The organism is Asticcacaulis sp. EMRT-3, from assembly GCF_030027245.1.
In the GTDB taxonomy this organism is placed as follows: Bacteria; Pseudomonadota; Alphaproteobacteria; order Caulobacterales; family Caulobacteraceae; genus Asticcacaulis.
Map to the genome: position 1 here is coordinate 2,539,097 of NZ_JASERT010000001.1, position 12,980 is coordinate 2,552,076.

The 12,980-nt window shown below is 60.3% G+C and carries 15 protein-coding genes; 4 read left to right on the forward strand and 11 right to left on the reverse strand.

The window, feature by feature from the left end; all coding sequences use genetic code 11:
* Positions 1-12 precede the first annotated feature (12 nt).
* The 3 genes from lysA to argH are packed head-to-tail and all read right to left on the reverse strand — an operon-like array spanning position 13 to position 3,041.
* Entirely contained in the window at positions 13-1,332 is a 1,320-nt protein-coding gene (lysA, locus tag QB905_RS11965) for a diaminopimelate decarboxylase (RefSeq protein ID WP_282975252.1), read from the reverse strand.
* Positions 1,333-1,335: 3 nt separating this feature from the next.
* Positions 1,336-1,677 (reverse strand): hypothetical protein, encoded by a 342-nt coding sequence (locus QB905_RS11970; RefSeq protein ID WP_282975253.1) that lies wholly within the window; start codon positions 1,675-1,677, stop codon positions 1,336-1,338.
* Positions 1,674-3,041: an argininosuccinate lyase gene (gene argH, locus QB905_RS11975; RefSeq protein WP_282975633.1), complete on the reverse strand. Its 1,368-nt coding sequence runs from the start codon at positions 3,039-3,041 to the stop codon at positions 1,674-1,676. The genes QB905_RS11970 and argH overlap by 4 nt, the downstream gene beginning before the upstream one ends.
* A gap of 61 nt (positions 3,042-3,102) precedes the next feature.
* Here argH and QB905_RS11980 point away from each other — a divergent pair, with 61 nt between their 5' ends.
* Positions 3,103-3,912, forward strand: a complete 810-nt coding sequence (locus QB905_RS11980) for a TlpA family protein disulfide reductase (RefSeq protein ID WP_282975254.1) — start codon at positions 3,103-3,105, stop codon at positions 3,910-3,912.
* Here the strand turns inward: QB905_RS11980 and QB905_RS11985 are convergent.
* Genes QB905_RS11985 through QB905_RS11995 form a run of 3 tightly spaced genes read right to left on the reverse strand, consistent with a single transcriptional unit; the run spans position 3,902 to position 6,395 of the window.
* Positions 3,902-5,074 carry a DUF418 domain-containing protein gene (locus QB905_RS11985; protein ID WP_282975255.1) on the reverse strand — a complete coding sequence of 391 codons (1,173 nt, stop codon included), beginning with the start codon at positions 5,072-5,074 and terminating at the stop codon, positions 3,902-3,904. The genes QB905_RS11980 and QB905_RS11985 overlap by 11 nt on opposite strands.
* Positions 5,071-5,517 carry a hypothetical protein gene (locus QB905_RS11990; protein ID WP_282975256.1) on the reverse strand — a complete coding sequence of 149 codons (447 nt, stop codon included), beginning with the start codon at positions 5,515-5,517 and terminating at the stop codon, positions 5,071-5,073. The genes QB905_RS11985 and QB905_RS11990 overlap by 4 nt, the downstream gene beginning before the upstream one ends.
* A 2-nt stretch (positions 5,518-5,519) precedes the next feature.
* Positions 5,520-6,395, reverse strand: coding sequence for a 3-hydroxybutyryl-CoA dehydrogenase (locus QB905_RS11995; RefSeq protein ID WP_282975634.1), 876 nt, complete (start codon positions 6,393-6,395; stop codon positions 5,520-5,522).
* Between the two features lie 171 nt (positions 6,396-6,566).
* Between QB905_RS11995 and QB905_RS12000 the strand changes: the two genes are divergently transcribed.
* Together QB905_RS12000 and QB905_RS12005 are read left to right on the forward strand one after the other, a co-directional pair.
* Positions 6,567-6,818 (forward strand): hypothetical protein, encoded by a 252-nt coding sequence (locus tag QB905_RS12000; RefSeq protein WP_282975257.1) that lies wholly within the window; start codon positions 6,567-6,569, stop codon positions 6,816-6,818.
* Between the two features lie 330 nt (positions 6,819-7,148).
* Positions 7,149-7,490, forward strand: coding sequence for a DUF2794 domain-containing protein (locus QB905_RS12005; protein ID WP_282975258.1), 342 nt, complete (start codon positions 7,149-7,151; stop codon positions 7,488-7,490).
* On the opposite strand, the gene QB905_RS12010 is transcribed toward QB905_RS12005, so the two are convergent.
* The 4 genes from QB905_RS12010 to QB905_RS12025 form a co-directional block, all read right to left on the reverse strand.
* Positions 7,491-7,757 (reverse strand): hypothetical protein, encoded by a 267-nt coding sequence (locus QB905_RS12010; RefSeq protein ID WP_282975259.1) that lies wholly within the window; start codon positions 7,755-7,757, stop codon positions 7,491-7,493.
* Positions 7,758-7,787: 30 nt separating this feature from the next.
* Complete coding sequence (locus tag QB905_RS12015) at positions 7,788-8,987, reverse strand: IS256 family transposase (protein ID WP_282973519.1); 1,200 nt, start codon at positions 8,985-8,987, stop codon at positions 7,788-7,790.
* 117 nt (positions 8,988-9,104) lie between these two features.
* Positions 9,105-10,004: a hypothetical protein gene (locus tag QB905_RS12020; protein WP_282975260.1), complete on the reverse strand. Its 900-nt coding sequence runs from the start codon at positions 10,002-10,004 to the stop codon at positions 9,105-9,107.
* A gap of 72 nt (positions 10,005-10,076) precedes the next feature.
* Positions 10,077-10,829, reverse strand: coding sequence for a Bax inhibitor-1/YccA family protein (locus QB905_RS12025; protein ID WP_282975261.1), 753 nt, complete (start codon positions 10,827-10,829; stop codon positions 10,077-10,079).
* A 243-nt stretch (positions 10,830-11,072) separates the two neighbouring features.
* Between QB905_RS12025 and QB905_RS12030 the strand changes: the two genes are divergently transcribed.
* Positions 11,073-11,870: an HpcH/HpaI aldolase/citrate lyase family protein gene (locus QB905_RS12030; protein WP_282975262.1), complete on the forward strand. Its 798-nt coding sequence runs from the start codon at positions 11,073-11,075 to the stop codon at positions 11,868-11,870.
* Here QB905_RS12030 and zapE read toward each other — a convergent pair.
* Positions 11,854-12,963, reverse strand: a complete 1,110-nt coding sequence (zapE, locus tag QB905_RS12035) for a cell division protein ZapE (RefSeq protein WP_282975263.1) — start codon at positions 12,961-12,963, stop codon at positions 11,854-11,856. The two genes, QB905_RS12030 and zapE, sit on opposite strands and share 17 nt — an antisense overlap.
* Between the last annotated feature and the right edge of the window lie 17 nt (positions 12,964-12,980).

Here is a 12,980-nt window from a genome sequence, read left to right on the forward strand (position 1 = left end):
CTTCTGTGTCCGTTAAGCGCTGGCCTTGTGTGGCGCTGATTTCAGCCAGACCGGCAGAGGTTCGCGCTTCATCATCTCATCATAGCTCGGCCTAGGACGCACGACCGACCAGTCAGCGTCACGCACCAACACCTCAGGGGCGAGCGGGCGGCTGTTATATTCGCTTCCCATCACCGCGCCGTAAGCCCCCGCCGACATGAAGGCAACCAGATCACCCGCCTTCAGCACCGGCAGTTCGCGGCCGCGCGTAAAGGTATCGCCGGTTTCGCAGATCGGGCCCACAACATCATAGGCCGCTGTAGCATTGCTTGTCGGCTGCACCACGGGGCGGATGTCGTGATAGGCGTCATACAGCGCCGGACGGATCAGATCGTTCATCGCCGCATCGATAACCAGAAATTGCTGGCCCGAATCCGTGCGCTCATGCACATGGATGACGCGCGACAGCAAAACCCCGGCATTGGCGGCGATCAGCCGGCCCGGTTCAAACGTATAGCGCACGCCGAGATTACCGACCGTCAGGGCCGTCATTTCGGCGAAGGCGGCGGGTGAGGGTGGTTCGGACTGGTTGAAATAGGGCACGCCCAGTCCACCGCCGAGATCGAGCCGCTCGACCGGTAAACCATTGGCGCGCAAATCCATCACCCAGCCGCGCATTTTCGCAAAGGCCGCCTGCATCGGCGTCAGATCGGTAATCTGGCTGCCGATATGGCAGGCCAGACCCATCGGGGCCAGATTGGGGTGCGAAGCGGCATCGGCATAGAGGGCCAGCGCCTCTTCGGCGGAGATGCCGAACTTGTCGCGCGCCCCGCCTGTCGTGATCTTGGCATGGCCGCCCGCCCCGACGCCGGGATTGATGCGGATAACAAACGGGGCCACCCTATCGAGCGAGGCCGCCACGCGCGCCAGCCGCTCCAGCTCAGGGCGCGATTCGATATTGAGCTGATAAATGCCCGCCTTCAGCGCAAAGGCCATTTCGTCATCGGTCTTGCCGACGCCGGAAAAAACGATTTTGTGCGCCGGAATACCGGCGGCCAGCGCCTTGCGGATCTCGCCTTCCGACACCGTATCGGCGCCCGCGCCGCACCCCGCCAATGTGGCCAGCACGGCCATATTGGAATTGGCCTTGGTGGCATAGGCCACCAGAGGCGCCTCACCCTTCGGGCTTTTCAGTTCGGGCGGGGTGGAAACGGCCTGAGCGAAGACATGATAGTGCCGTTCCAGCGTGGCCGAGGCATAGACATAGCAAGGCGTGCCGACCGTATCGGCCAGTTCGCGCAGACTGACATCCTCGGCATAAAGTTCGCTGTCGCGGTAGTCGAAATGGTTCATACTTTACTGGCCTTCGGCATTACCAAAGCCTTCGAGCGGGGCGCTCGAAATCTTCTTATTGCCGCGATAGGGATCGGGCATGTGATTGACATCGTCCTTGTCCGGCTTGGCGCGCTCAGTGTCGGCCGAACGCGAATCGTCGGTGGTGGTGGTGGTGCCGCCATCGCTGTTTTGCGAGGTGGACCACGACAGCTCCGCCGATTTATTCATCATGGGCGGTGCCTGTTCGAGCGTGCCGAGCTTGCCGCAGGCGCTCAAGGCCAGCGAGGCCAGAAGCGCCGTAGTGGTCAGGGCAGCAGCGGCGATAAAGCGGGCCCGATTCGGGTTATGAGGTCGAATTGTCATTTGCGTTGGTCCTTCCAGCGCTGGATTTGCAAACGAACCTGATCGGGCGCTGTGCCGCCGTAAGACTGGCGGGAGGCAGCCGAGGCCTCAGGGGTCAGAACCTTATACACATCATCGCTGATCCTGGCTTCCAGATTTTGCAGATCGGCCAAAGACAATTGCGCCAGATCGACCCCTTGCGTTTCAGCCAGTTTCACCGCCGCCCCGGTGATATGGTGGGCATCGCGGAACGGAATATCGAGCGTGCGCACCAGCCAGTCGGCCAGGTCGGTGGCGGTGGAAAAACCGGCCCCGGCGGCGGCGCGCATCCGGGCGGTATCGGCCTCCAGATCGAGCACCATGCCGGTCATGGCGCGAAGGGCCAGATCGAGCGCATCGAAGGCTTCGAAAACCGGCGGCTTGTCTTCCTGCATGTCCTTGGAATAGGCCAGAGGCAGGCCCTTCATCACCGTGGTGAGCGCAATCAATGAACCATTGATGCGGCCCGTCTTGGCGCGCACCAGTTCGGCAGCGTCCGGATTGCGCTTTTGCGGCATGATCGAAGAGCCGGTCGAAAACGAATCCGACAGGCGCACAAAACCAAAATAGGGCGTGGCCCAGATGACGATTTCCTCGGCCAGACGGCTCAAATGACCAGCGCAGATCGCGGTATGGCTCAGGGCTTCGAGCGCGAAATCACGCGCCGATACGCCATCGAGCGAATTATGCATCGGGCGGTCAAAGCCCAGTGCCTTCGACGTGGCGAAGCGGTCGATCGGAAACGGCGAACCGGCCAGGGCCGCCGAGCCCAGCGGGTTTTCGTTCATGCGCAGGCGCGCATCGGCAAAGCGCGAGCGGTCACGGCCGAACATCTCGACATAGGCCATCAGATGGTGGCCGAAAGTGACCGGCTGGGCGGGCTGGAGGTGGGTAAAGCCCGGCATCAGGGCGTCGGCATATTCCTCGGCGCGGCGGATCAGGGCGGCCTGCAAATCATCGAGCTGGCCTATCGTCATATCGACGGCGTCGCGCACCCACAGGCGAAAATCGGTTGCCACCTGATCATTACGCGAACGCGCCGTGTGCAAGCGGCCCGACACCGGCCCCACCAGTTCGCGCAGGCGCGCCTCGACATTCATATGAATATCTTCAAATTCGGCGCGGAATGGAAAGGTGCCTGCCTCCAGTTCGCCCTCAATGATTGTCAGGCCGTCGAGCAGGGTTTGGGCATCTTCGGAACTTATGATAGCCTGCGCCGCCAGCATGGTGGCGTGGGCGCGGGAACCGGCAATATCCTGACGCCACAAACGCTTATCGACATCAATCGACACATTGATGGCTTGCATGATCTCATCCGGGCGGGCATTGAAACGTCCACCCCACATTTTCTGGCCCGCAGGCGCCTGTGCGGGCGTTGCAATGGCTTTGGCGTCGGAAGATTCGGACATGACGGAACCCGTAGATAAGAGTGAGATCGAAGCCGAAGGCCAGCCTCTGGCGCAGGTGGCGGCGGATCAGGCCAAGCCTATAGCCGACGAAGGCGCGGAACCCAAGACGCCCGACGCAGAAATTTGGCGCGACACGGCGCCAACCGTCACCCGGCCGCGCAAATGGCGCGGCCCGCCCCTGCCTGCCCTGCTGATCGTGGGCGTCATCATTCTGGCCTTGCTGGCCCTGATCGTCTGGCGCGTGGTCGCCGTGACAACGCACCATTCCGAAGCCGGTGCCGCAAGCCCGCTCACCGCCAATAGCGCCCCGGCTGCCGGTGTGGCGGCAGGGCCGCTGGCCGTTTACGCCAAGGGCTCGCTGGCCCATCTGGTGACACTGGCCACGCCGCAGGCCATCACTGACATCGGCTTTATCGACCGCGACAAAAAGCCGGTCAAGCTGAGCGATTTCAAGGGCCAGGTGGTGATCCTCAATGTCTGGGCCACCTGGTGCGCGCCGTGCCGCTTTGAAATGCCGACTCTGGCCAAGCTCCAGGCCGATAATGCCGGCAAGGCGCTGAAAGTCCTGCCGCTCAGCGTCGATACGGAAGACAAGTTTGGCGATGTCAAATCCTTCATCGACGTGCAGCAGCCGCTTGATGTCTATGCCGACCAGAATTTCGCCGCCCCGCAGGCTTTCAATATTGCCGGTATGCCCACCACCCTGATCCTCGACAAGCAGGGCCGCGAAGTGGCGCGGCTGGATGGCGAAGCGACCTGGGACACGCCCGAAGTGCAGACCCTGATCAACCACCTGCTCAGCGAGTAATGGCAAGCACCTGCCGGTAGGTCAGGCAGCGCCAGCCCCATTCAAACGGGCCATAGCGGAAAAAGCGCAGCCAGAGCGTGCTGACGACCAACTGGCCGATCCAGATGGCGATGACAATCGGCACGAGGGCGGCGTGGTTCATTGTGCCGAACAGGCCACCCTGCCAGAACAGGCTGCGCCCGCCATAAAAAATGCCGGTCATGATCAGGGATTGCATCAGATAATTGCTGAACGCCATTCGTCCGCAACAGGCCAGCGGGTGCAAAAGCCACGCGCCGAGGCGCGTGCGGCCCATGACAATCAAAACCGCCATATAGCCGAGCGTCACCGGCAGGCATAAAAACCGGTTGGCGAGATCATAAAGGCCCAGCGTCTGTGGAAAGGGAAAGTCCTGCACCTCGGCCAGATATGCCTGCCAGCCGATCAGGGCCAGACACGGCACAGCCGCTACGATCGCCGCCACATAGCCGATCATCCGGCCTTCGCCACGCAGCCAGCCGCTTTTGAACAGGCCCAAACCCACCATCATCAGGCCCAGCGTCAAAGGCAGGTAACTGATCAGCTCACTGGCTTCGCTGTCCGCCCAGGTGGTGAAATTACCGCCGAGCGAACGCCAGAAACCGCCCTGCATCCGGCCCACCATAGCCAGTATCGCCTGTGGATCGCCTGCGCTGCCCTGCGCCGTCAACAGCAGCGGCCCGACGATGAGCAGATTGCCGATGATAAACAAAAACAGCCCGAAACCGAGCAGTATTTTCGGCGAAGCGGCCCGCCAGCGCCAGAAAAACGCACCTGTCACAGCATAGGCCAGCAATATGTCGCCATGCCAGATCAGCGCGCCGTGGATCAGGCCGAACACGGCCAGCCAGCCAAGGCGGCGAAACAGAGGTGTATCATAGACCGGCCTGCCCGGCGGATGATCGCGCCCGACCAGAAACATGCTGACGCCGAACAGCAGGGTAAAGGCGGTAATGAACTTGTTTTCAAAGAAGGTTTCGCTCAGCCACCAGACAAAGCGATCCGCCTGCGTCAGCGGCAGGGGCGACAGGCCGGGCAGGGAATAGACCTCGAAAGGCTGGGCGAAGGCGATGGCATTGACCAGCAATATGCCGAGAATGCTCAGGCCCCGGATATGGTCGAGCGCGGCGATGCGGGCCTTCATGCAGATCGGCGCGTCAGGGCGATCCCTTGCAGCAGCAGGATCGACGGCAGGGCCATGATGAGTTGCGCCAGCACCAGCATCAGGCTGAGCATCGAAAACGACGACAGCAATTCATGGCTGGGCGCATAGCCTTGCAGCAGAACCAGCCGGATCAGAGCGGCCAGTGAACCCAGCACCACCACGGCCAGGGTGCAGCCCCAGGCGCTGAAAACGGCGTGCAGCCGCGAAGACGGCGCGAACACCTTCCACACAACGAGCGCGCATATGAGCCAGCCGAGCGCTGGCACCATCTGGCGACAGGCTTCACCCCCTGCTGCCGCATCACCGGCCAGGGTGCGCGCCACGAACCACAGCGCGCCATGCAGGCACAGGGCGGCGGCCGTAGCGGCGATCAGCCAGGGCGTCTCCGGCTGGCGCAGATGTAACGGAGCCATATCGGTCATGATCAGCGCGTCGGCACCGGCTTTTCGCCGCGATAATCATAGAAGCCGCGCCCGGCCTTGCGGCCCAGCCAGCCCGCCTCGACATATTTGACGAGCAGCGGACAGGGGCGATATTTCGAATCGGAAAGCCCGTCATACAGCACATTCATCACGGCCAGCACCGTATCAAGCCCGATGAAATCGGCCAGTTCGAGCGGCCCCATCGGGTGATTGGCGCCCAGTTTCAGCGCCGTATCAATCGATTCGACCGTGCCGACGCCTTCATAGAGCGTATAGACCGCTTCATTGATCATCGGGATCAGGATGCGATTGACGATAAAGGCGGGAAAATCCTCGGAATTGGCCGTCGTCTTGCCGAGGCTGCGCGCGAAATTGACCGCCGCCTCATAGGTGCCGGGCTCGGTGGCGATGCCGCGAATGATCTCGACCAGATTCATCACCGGCACCGGATTCATGAAGTGCAGGCCGATGAACTTGCCTGGCCGGTCGGTGGCCGCCGCCAAGCGGGTGATCGAAATCGACGAGGTGTTAGAGGCCAGCAGGGCTTCGGGTTTCAGATGGGCGCACACGGCCTTGAAAATGGCGTTCTTGACCGCCTCATTCTCGGTGGCCGCCTCGATCACCAGATCGCAATCGGCAAGGTCGCTCATGGCGGCAGCCATCAGGCGGCTGCGCGCCTGCGCGGCGTCGGCCTCGCTCAGAACCTCTTTTTCGACCAGCCGCGCCAGACCCTTTCCGATGCGTTCCAGGGCGGCGCTGACCGCATCGGCGGACTGGTCGAACAGCCGGACGCTGTAACCCGATTGTGCGCAGACCTGCGCAATGCCCGCCCCCATCTGGCCCGCGCCGATAACGCCGACGGTGTGAATAGTCATAATGATTTGATCCTTAGACAATCTGGAACTGTAACCGGCAATATGGGAACAATTTGCTGCGAAGCGCAAGGCGTATTGCCTGATCGTCCCTCCGTTTCCAAGCCCTTAAAATTCTCGTCTTGGAGAGCGGGCCACTGTCTGGCATGGAGATATGTCGTCACAGAAAGCCACCGGATGAACAAGACCGTACCCGTCCTCATTGCCCTTGCCGGACTGGCGGCCGCCTTTTACGCCGCTATCAGCAATCTGATGTCGCCGGGACCGCAAAGTGCTGTCTTCGCCATTATCGCGCTGGTGTGCGGTGTCTGGTCGTTCCGGCGCGGCGGCGGCTGGCGCTTTCTGGCCATCGCCATGATCGGCCCGGCGGTATTCGTGCTGACCGACGCCCTCATGCGCCTGTTATTCTGGCTGAACCATCGCGGATAACAAACAGCCGACAAAAAAATAGCGCCGCTGCGGGAGGGGGGAGACGCAGCGGCGCGGAGATTTTATCAGGGAGGATAATCTGTCAGCCAAGGGATCGGCTAGGTTCCAGGGGGGCTGGGGGGCTGTTCAGGGAGGAACCGGGCCGACCGCCTTGGCTGACAATCAGATATTCGCAGGCCAAACAGGCAGCCAAAAGGCGGAATTAAGGTCATCTCGCGGCGAATTTATAATGCCAGGATAAGACGGCCACGCCGAAGCCGTATTTCGGCTTGCGCGATTCATGGGTTTGGGGCGTAATCACCATGTCAGCACCCGGACAGAGTAGGCTTCATGAGTGTTCAGGATTTCAGCGCCGCTATGACGCAAAGCCCCAAGGGGCCGGTGTTTTTCGACCGCAAGGAACTGGATCTGATCTTGAGGCTGTATGGCCTGCATGTCGCGGCGGGCGACTGGCGCGACTATGCCATCGACCAGTTTTCTGACGCCGTCTGTTTCAACATCTATCGCCGCACGTCCGAAGCGCCGCTCTATCGCATCGAAAAGCGTCCGGCGCTGGCCCGCAAACAAGGTGCCTTCGCCGTGTTTAATCAGGCGGGCCTGATCCTGAAACGCGGCCGCGAACTGGGGCCGGTGCTGGCCGTGCTTGATAAGCGCAAATTCGAGGTGCTGTGATCATATGTCCCGATAAATCCGGCGATAGGTTCTGAATTCACTGTCCGCCAGAATGGGTTCAAGCGCCGCTTTTGCCAGATCGAAATCGACAACAAAACAACATACTTCCATAGTGCCCTGTCCCGAAGACCCGCCGTCGCAATGACCGAGGCCCAGACGCCCTGTCCAGTCATCGAGGAAGACTTCGAGCGCATGGCGCATATCTACCTCATCCGTATTGGCAAAATGATCGTGCCCCAGGGCGTGGTGTAATTGAGCGCTTGGCATCAATGACTTCCGGACAGGTCCGGGTTTCGCTCAGTTTGCCACGGCTGGCATGCTGAGAAGTGGATCATCGCTGAGTTGTGCGATGGTTTCAAGGGTAATGTAGCGTCCGCGCTGAACCGCCCATTCGTCATTTTGTTCGAGCAGGATGGCGCCGACCAGTCTGGTGATGGCATCGTCGTTTGGGAAGATGCCCACGACATCGCAGCGACGCTTGATTTCGCCATTGAGCCGTTCAATGGGGTTGGTTGAGTGCAGCTTGATGCGGTGTTCCTTCGGGAAGGTCATATAGGCCAGGACATCGTGCTCAGCCTCGTCCATGATCGTGGCCAGCTTTGGCATTTTGGGCCTGAGCTGGTCGGCGACGTTTCGCCATTGGGTACTCGCCGTTTCCGCCGTCTCCTGGGCGAAGGCCGTGCCGATGAAGGCAGAGACGACGCGTCGCCCGCTCTTGCCGGCATGGGCGCAGACATTGCGCATGAAGTGAACACGGCAGCGCTGCCAGGTGGCGTTGAGAACCTTGGAGACGGCACCCTTGATCCCGATGTGGGCATCAGAGACCACAAGTTTGACACCACGCAGGCCCCGACGTGTCAGGTTGCGCAGGAACTCTGCCCAGATCGGTTCGGCTTCCGAGGTGCCGACCTCCATGCCCAGCACTTCACGCCTGCCGTCGCTGTTGACGCCAACGCAGATGATGACGGCGACCGAGACGATACGGCCGCCCCGGCGCACCTTCAGATACGTAGCGTCAATCCAGATGTATGGCCATTCCCCTTCAATGGGGCGGTTCAGGAAAGCCTTCACACGGTCATCGATCTCTTCGCACAGCCGACTGACCTGACTCTTGGAGATGCCGCTCATCCCCATCGCCTTGACCAGATCATCGACAGAGCGCGTCGAGATACCCTGAACGTAAGCCTCCTGGATCACAGCCGTCAGTGCCTTCTCGGCCACGCGCCTGGGCTCCAGGAAACCCGGGAAGTAACTGCCTTTACGAAGCTTCGGGATCCGAAGCTCGACCGTGCCTGCGCGTGTTTCCCAGTCTCGGTCACGATAGCCGTTGCGCTGGACCAGCCGGTCGCCGGTTTTCTCATGGTAGCCGGCACCGGTCATGCCGCTCACTTCCAATGCCATCAAGCGTTCAGCCGTGAAGCTGATCATGTCGCGCAACAAATCGCTGTCTGAGGTCTTTTCAACAAGCCCTTTCAGGGCCATCATATCGTCGGTCATCGGTGTTCTTTCGTTCTGGAATGAGTGTCGCAACCCAAACCTATCCGAAAATCACTGATGACCAACCCGCTACGCTAAGGCTCGCTTTGCCCTTTTGAATGGGCGGCGAGCCATGCGCTACGCTCTTACCCAGTTACACCACTCGCTGGGACACGACCAACAATTGCCCTCCACCGGATACTCGACAATCAGCCGCTTATGTTTTGACATGGGTACAGAGCGGAATCCCTTCGCCTTCATTTGCGATTTCAACCGGGCGACAATTTTTGCTGCTTGAGCTGACGTTTCAAAATCATGGAACCGGTTTTCGCCGCCGATGCCGCAAAGCCCTTCATATTCGGTGATGCGCCCTTCATGCGGGAAAGCTTCGTAGAAATGCAGGCCGTCTTCGTCGCGTCTGAACTGACGAGAGATCGCAGGTAAGGCTTCTTCACCCTTAGTCTGGGATGTGGGAATCGAAAAAGCATCTTCAGGCCTGACTTCGACATAGCGAACGCCCGGCGGGGAAAAGTCATTCGCACCGGGGACGGGACCAAAATGGAGACCGGCCCGGTCGCTGCTTTCAAAATAGATGAGTGAAACCGGCTTAAGGGGTGTGATAAATTCGGGTGCTGATGCCATAACCTCTGTGATTGTGCGCGCATTGACATCCAGCAACACAAGACGCTCGGCATCGGTGAGACGGGTCTTCGCAATCCGCATGATGGCTGTATCGATCGCCTGACCATAGCCCAGAACACGCGAGCGCCAGTCCTGCGGAATCCAATCCGCATAATCCAAGTGGCAAGAGCTGAAATAGGTATGGGTCGGTTTATAATAACTGCCCCGGCGGTTATCCGGTGCCCGTTGCGCTGCCGGGTGCATGATCGAGGTGAATATGACCAGATCACCGAAGCTCTGTGACACGGCTCCATCACCGAAGATGCGTACAAATGTAGGCCCATAGACCGCATCCATTTGCTTGATCGCCTCGCTTGTATCCTCGCTATACGACACGCAGCGGATTTCAATTCGCATAAAGCCCCCCTTTATGAAAAAGCCCTCCGGAGTCGCTTCCAGAGGGCTTTCATGTATCGTCTCCGTCAGCTTTTAGCGGCGACCACCCGTGAAGCGCAGAATGCTGAGGAACAGGTTGATGAAGCTGATATAGAGCGACAGGGCACCATAATAGGTCATGGCGGCCAGACCGGTCTGGTTATGCTCAAACTGGTAATAGGCGTTTTTCAGCCACTGGGTCTTGTAGGCGATCAGGCCCGAAAAGATCAGCACGCCCGCCGCCGAGATCATCAGGTCGAACATGGTGTTGTGCAGCAGGAACACATTGACCAGCGAGGCAATGATGATGCCGAACACGGCCATGACGAGAAAGGAGCCCCAGGCCGTCATATTGACCTTGGTGGTGTAGCCGAAGATCGACAGGCCGCCAAAGGCCGCCGCCGTGATGAAGAAGGTCGAGGCCAGCGACATATCCGTATAGAGCAGGAAGATCGACGACAGCGACACGCCCATCACCGCCACGAACAGCCAGTAGAACAGAGCCATCATGCCGACATTGAGGTTACGCATGAACAGGCCGGACGCCAGCGAAAGACCCAGAGGTGCGAACAGGAACACATAACCGATGACGGTATAGCCTGCGATATGGCCATCGCCCGTGGTGTGGTAAAGCATCTGCAAAAAGACCGGCGAATGGGCCACGGCCCAGGCGGTGGCGCCCGTCAGCAGAAGGCCGAGCGCCATCTTCTGATAAATGCCGAGCAGGAAGCGCTTCAGGCCCAGATCGCGGGCCTGAGCCTCAACGGTCGGGCGGGTGGTTGTGTTTTGACCGACAAAGTCGTTCATGGAATAACCCCTGTTAACATTGCAGAGCCCGCCTTCGGGCCTTGCCTTAAACTTGAGACTAATATGGGACTGCGGCAAAGCGATGGCAAGGGGTATCGTTTTTAACAGGCTTTGACCTTAAGACCGGCCATCTGGTATGAGTCTTTTTTTCAGCTCAGACGCCGCATGGCTCCTCGCATAAGCTCGGACGGGCGGTTGCCCTTGCCAAGTTGCAATGAGCCACAGTCATCGCAGCTTGGTATTATGATCCGCTCCGCCCTGTTTATCCCGTGCGCCCATGAACGCGCCGTCGCCAAGGCCGCCACACTGGCCTGCGACGCCCTGATTTTCGATCTCGAAGACGCCGTGGGCGCGCAGGAACGCGAGGCGGCGCTCAAAGCCTTAAGCCAGGCGCTGCAAGGCGATTTCGTGGCCAAAACCGTGCTGGTGCGCATCCATCCGCCGTCACTCAACGCCATCCACAAGGCGCTTTCGGGCCTGCGCCTCGATGGGCTGGTGGTGCCCAAGGTCGGCGATGTCGAGGATGTGCGCGCCCTGATGATGGCCTGGCCGAAAATCCCGGTCTGGGCCATGATCGAAACGGCGGCGGGGGTGGCCAATCTGTGGGAAATCGCCGGATTGCCGTTGCAAGGGCTGATCGCCGGGCCTAATGACCTGCGCAAAAGCTTACATACCCGTCCGATGCCTGAGCGCGCCGACATCCTGTTCGCCCTGTCGCAGATCGTGCTTTTTGGTCGCGCCCACGGCCTGACCGTGCTCGATGGGGTTTATAATGCGTTTCGTGATGCGGCGGGTTTCAAAGACGAATGCCAGCAGGGGCGCAGCCTCGGCTTTGATGGCAAGACCCTGATCCATCCCGATCAGATCGCGGCGTGCGAAGCGGCCTTTTCACCTTCTGAGGCCGAGATTGTCTGGGCGCGCGCCATAGTGGCGGCCTTTGCGGATACACAGGCGGGCGTGGTGACGGTGGAAGGCGAAATGGTCGAGCGTCTGCATCTGGCGCAGGCTGAGACGATTCTGGGGATTACCGCGCGCTCTTGAGATAGTCTTCCGAACGCATCTCCTCCAGCCGTGACACGGTGCGCTCGAATTCGAACGCGCCGTCGCCCGTCGGATAGAGCTGTTCCGGCTCACGCTCGGCCAGGATAACCGTGCGCGTCCGCGCCTCGTACAGCGCATCGATCAGTGTGACAAAGCGCCGCGCCTCATTGCGATTATCGGCGCTTAGGGCGGGCACATTTTCGATAAAGACGGTGGTGAAACGCTCGGCAATAGCCAGATAATCGGCCGCGCCATTATTGGCGGCGCACAGGTGCTGAAAATCGGCGCGCAGCATCGGCCCGGACGTGGTGGCGAAGGTCAGCTTGCGCTCATTGACGGTCAGCACCGCCTCGCGCTCGCTCATACCGCGGGTCATACTGGCCCACAGGGCGTCGAAACCGGCGCGGGCCTGTGCATCCGAGGCCGGGGAAAACCATGTCTGCTGGTCGCGCAGGCGATCCAGGCGGAAATCGCGCGGCCCATCGACCTCGACCACATGGCAGCGCGTCTTGATCATGTCGATGAACGGTTTGAACAGGTCGCGGTTGAGGCCATCCTTGTATAGATCGTCGGGCGGGCGGTTGGAGGTGGCCACCAGCACGACTTTGCGCGCAAACAGGGCCTCGAACAGACGGCCCAGAATCATCGCGTCGGCGATGTCGGTGACCTGAAGCTCATCAAAGCACAAAAGCTGCGACTGGCTGGCGATCAGCCGGGCCACGGGCGCAATCGGATCATCGCCCCTGTGGGTGCCGAAATGGCGTTTGCGCGCCGCCGCATCGCTTTCGCGCCACAGACCGATGGCGTGATGCACCTCAGCCATGAAGGCGTGAAAATGGACGCGGCGCTTGGAGGCAATATGGGCATTATGGAAAAACAGATCCATCATCATCGACTTGCCGCGACCCGGCGGGCCCCACAGATACATGCCGTAGACGCGCGGACGCAGGCCCAGAAGCGCACGCCACCAGGAACGGCTCATGCGGATCTGTCGTTCCAACCGGAAAAGCGCCTGAATCGCCGCCTTTTGCGCCGGATCGGGCGTCAGTTCGCCCGAAGTGATCATCTGTTTGTACGCGCTGCGAATACCCATCTGTGCCGTTTGCTGTA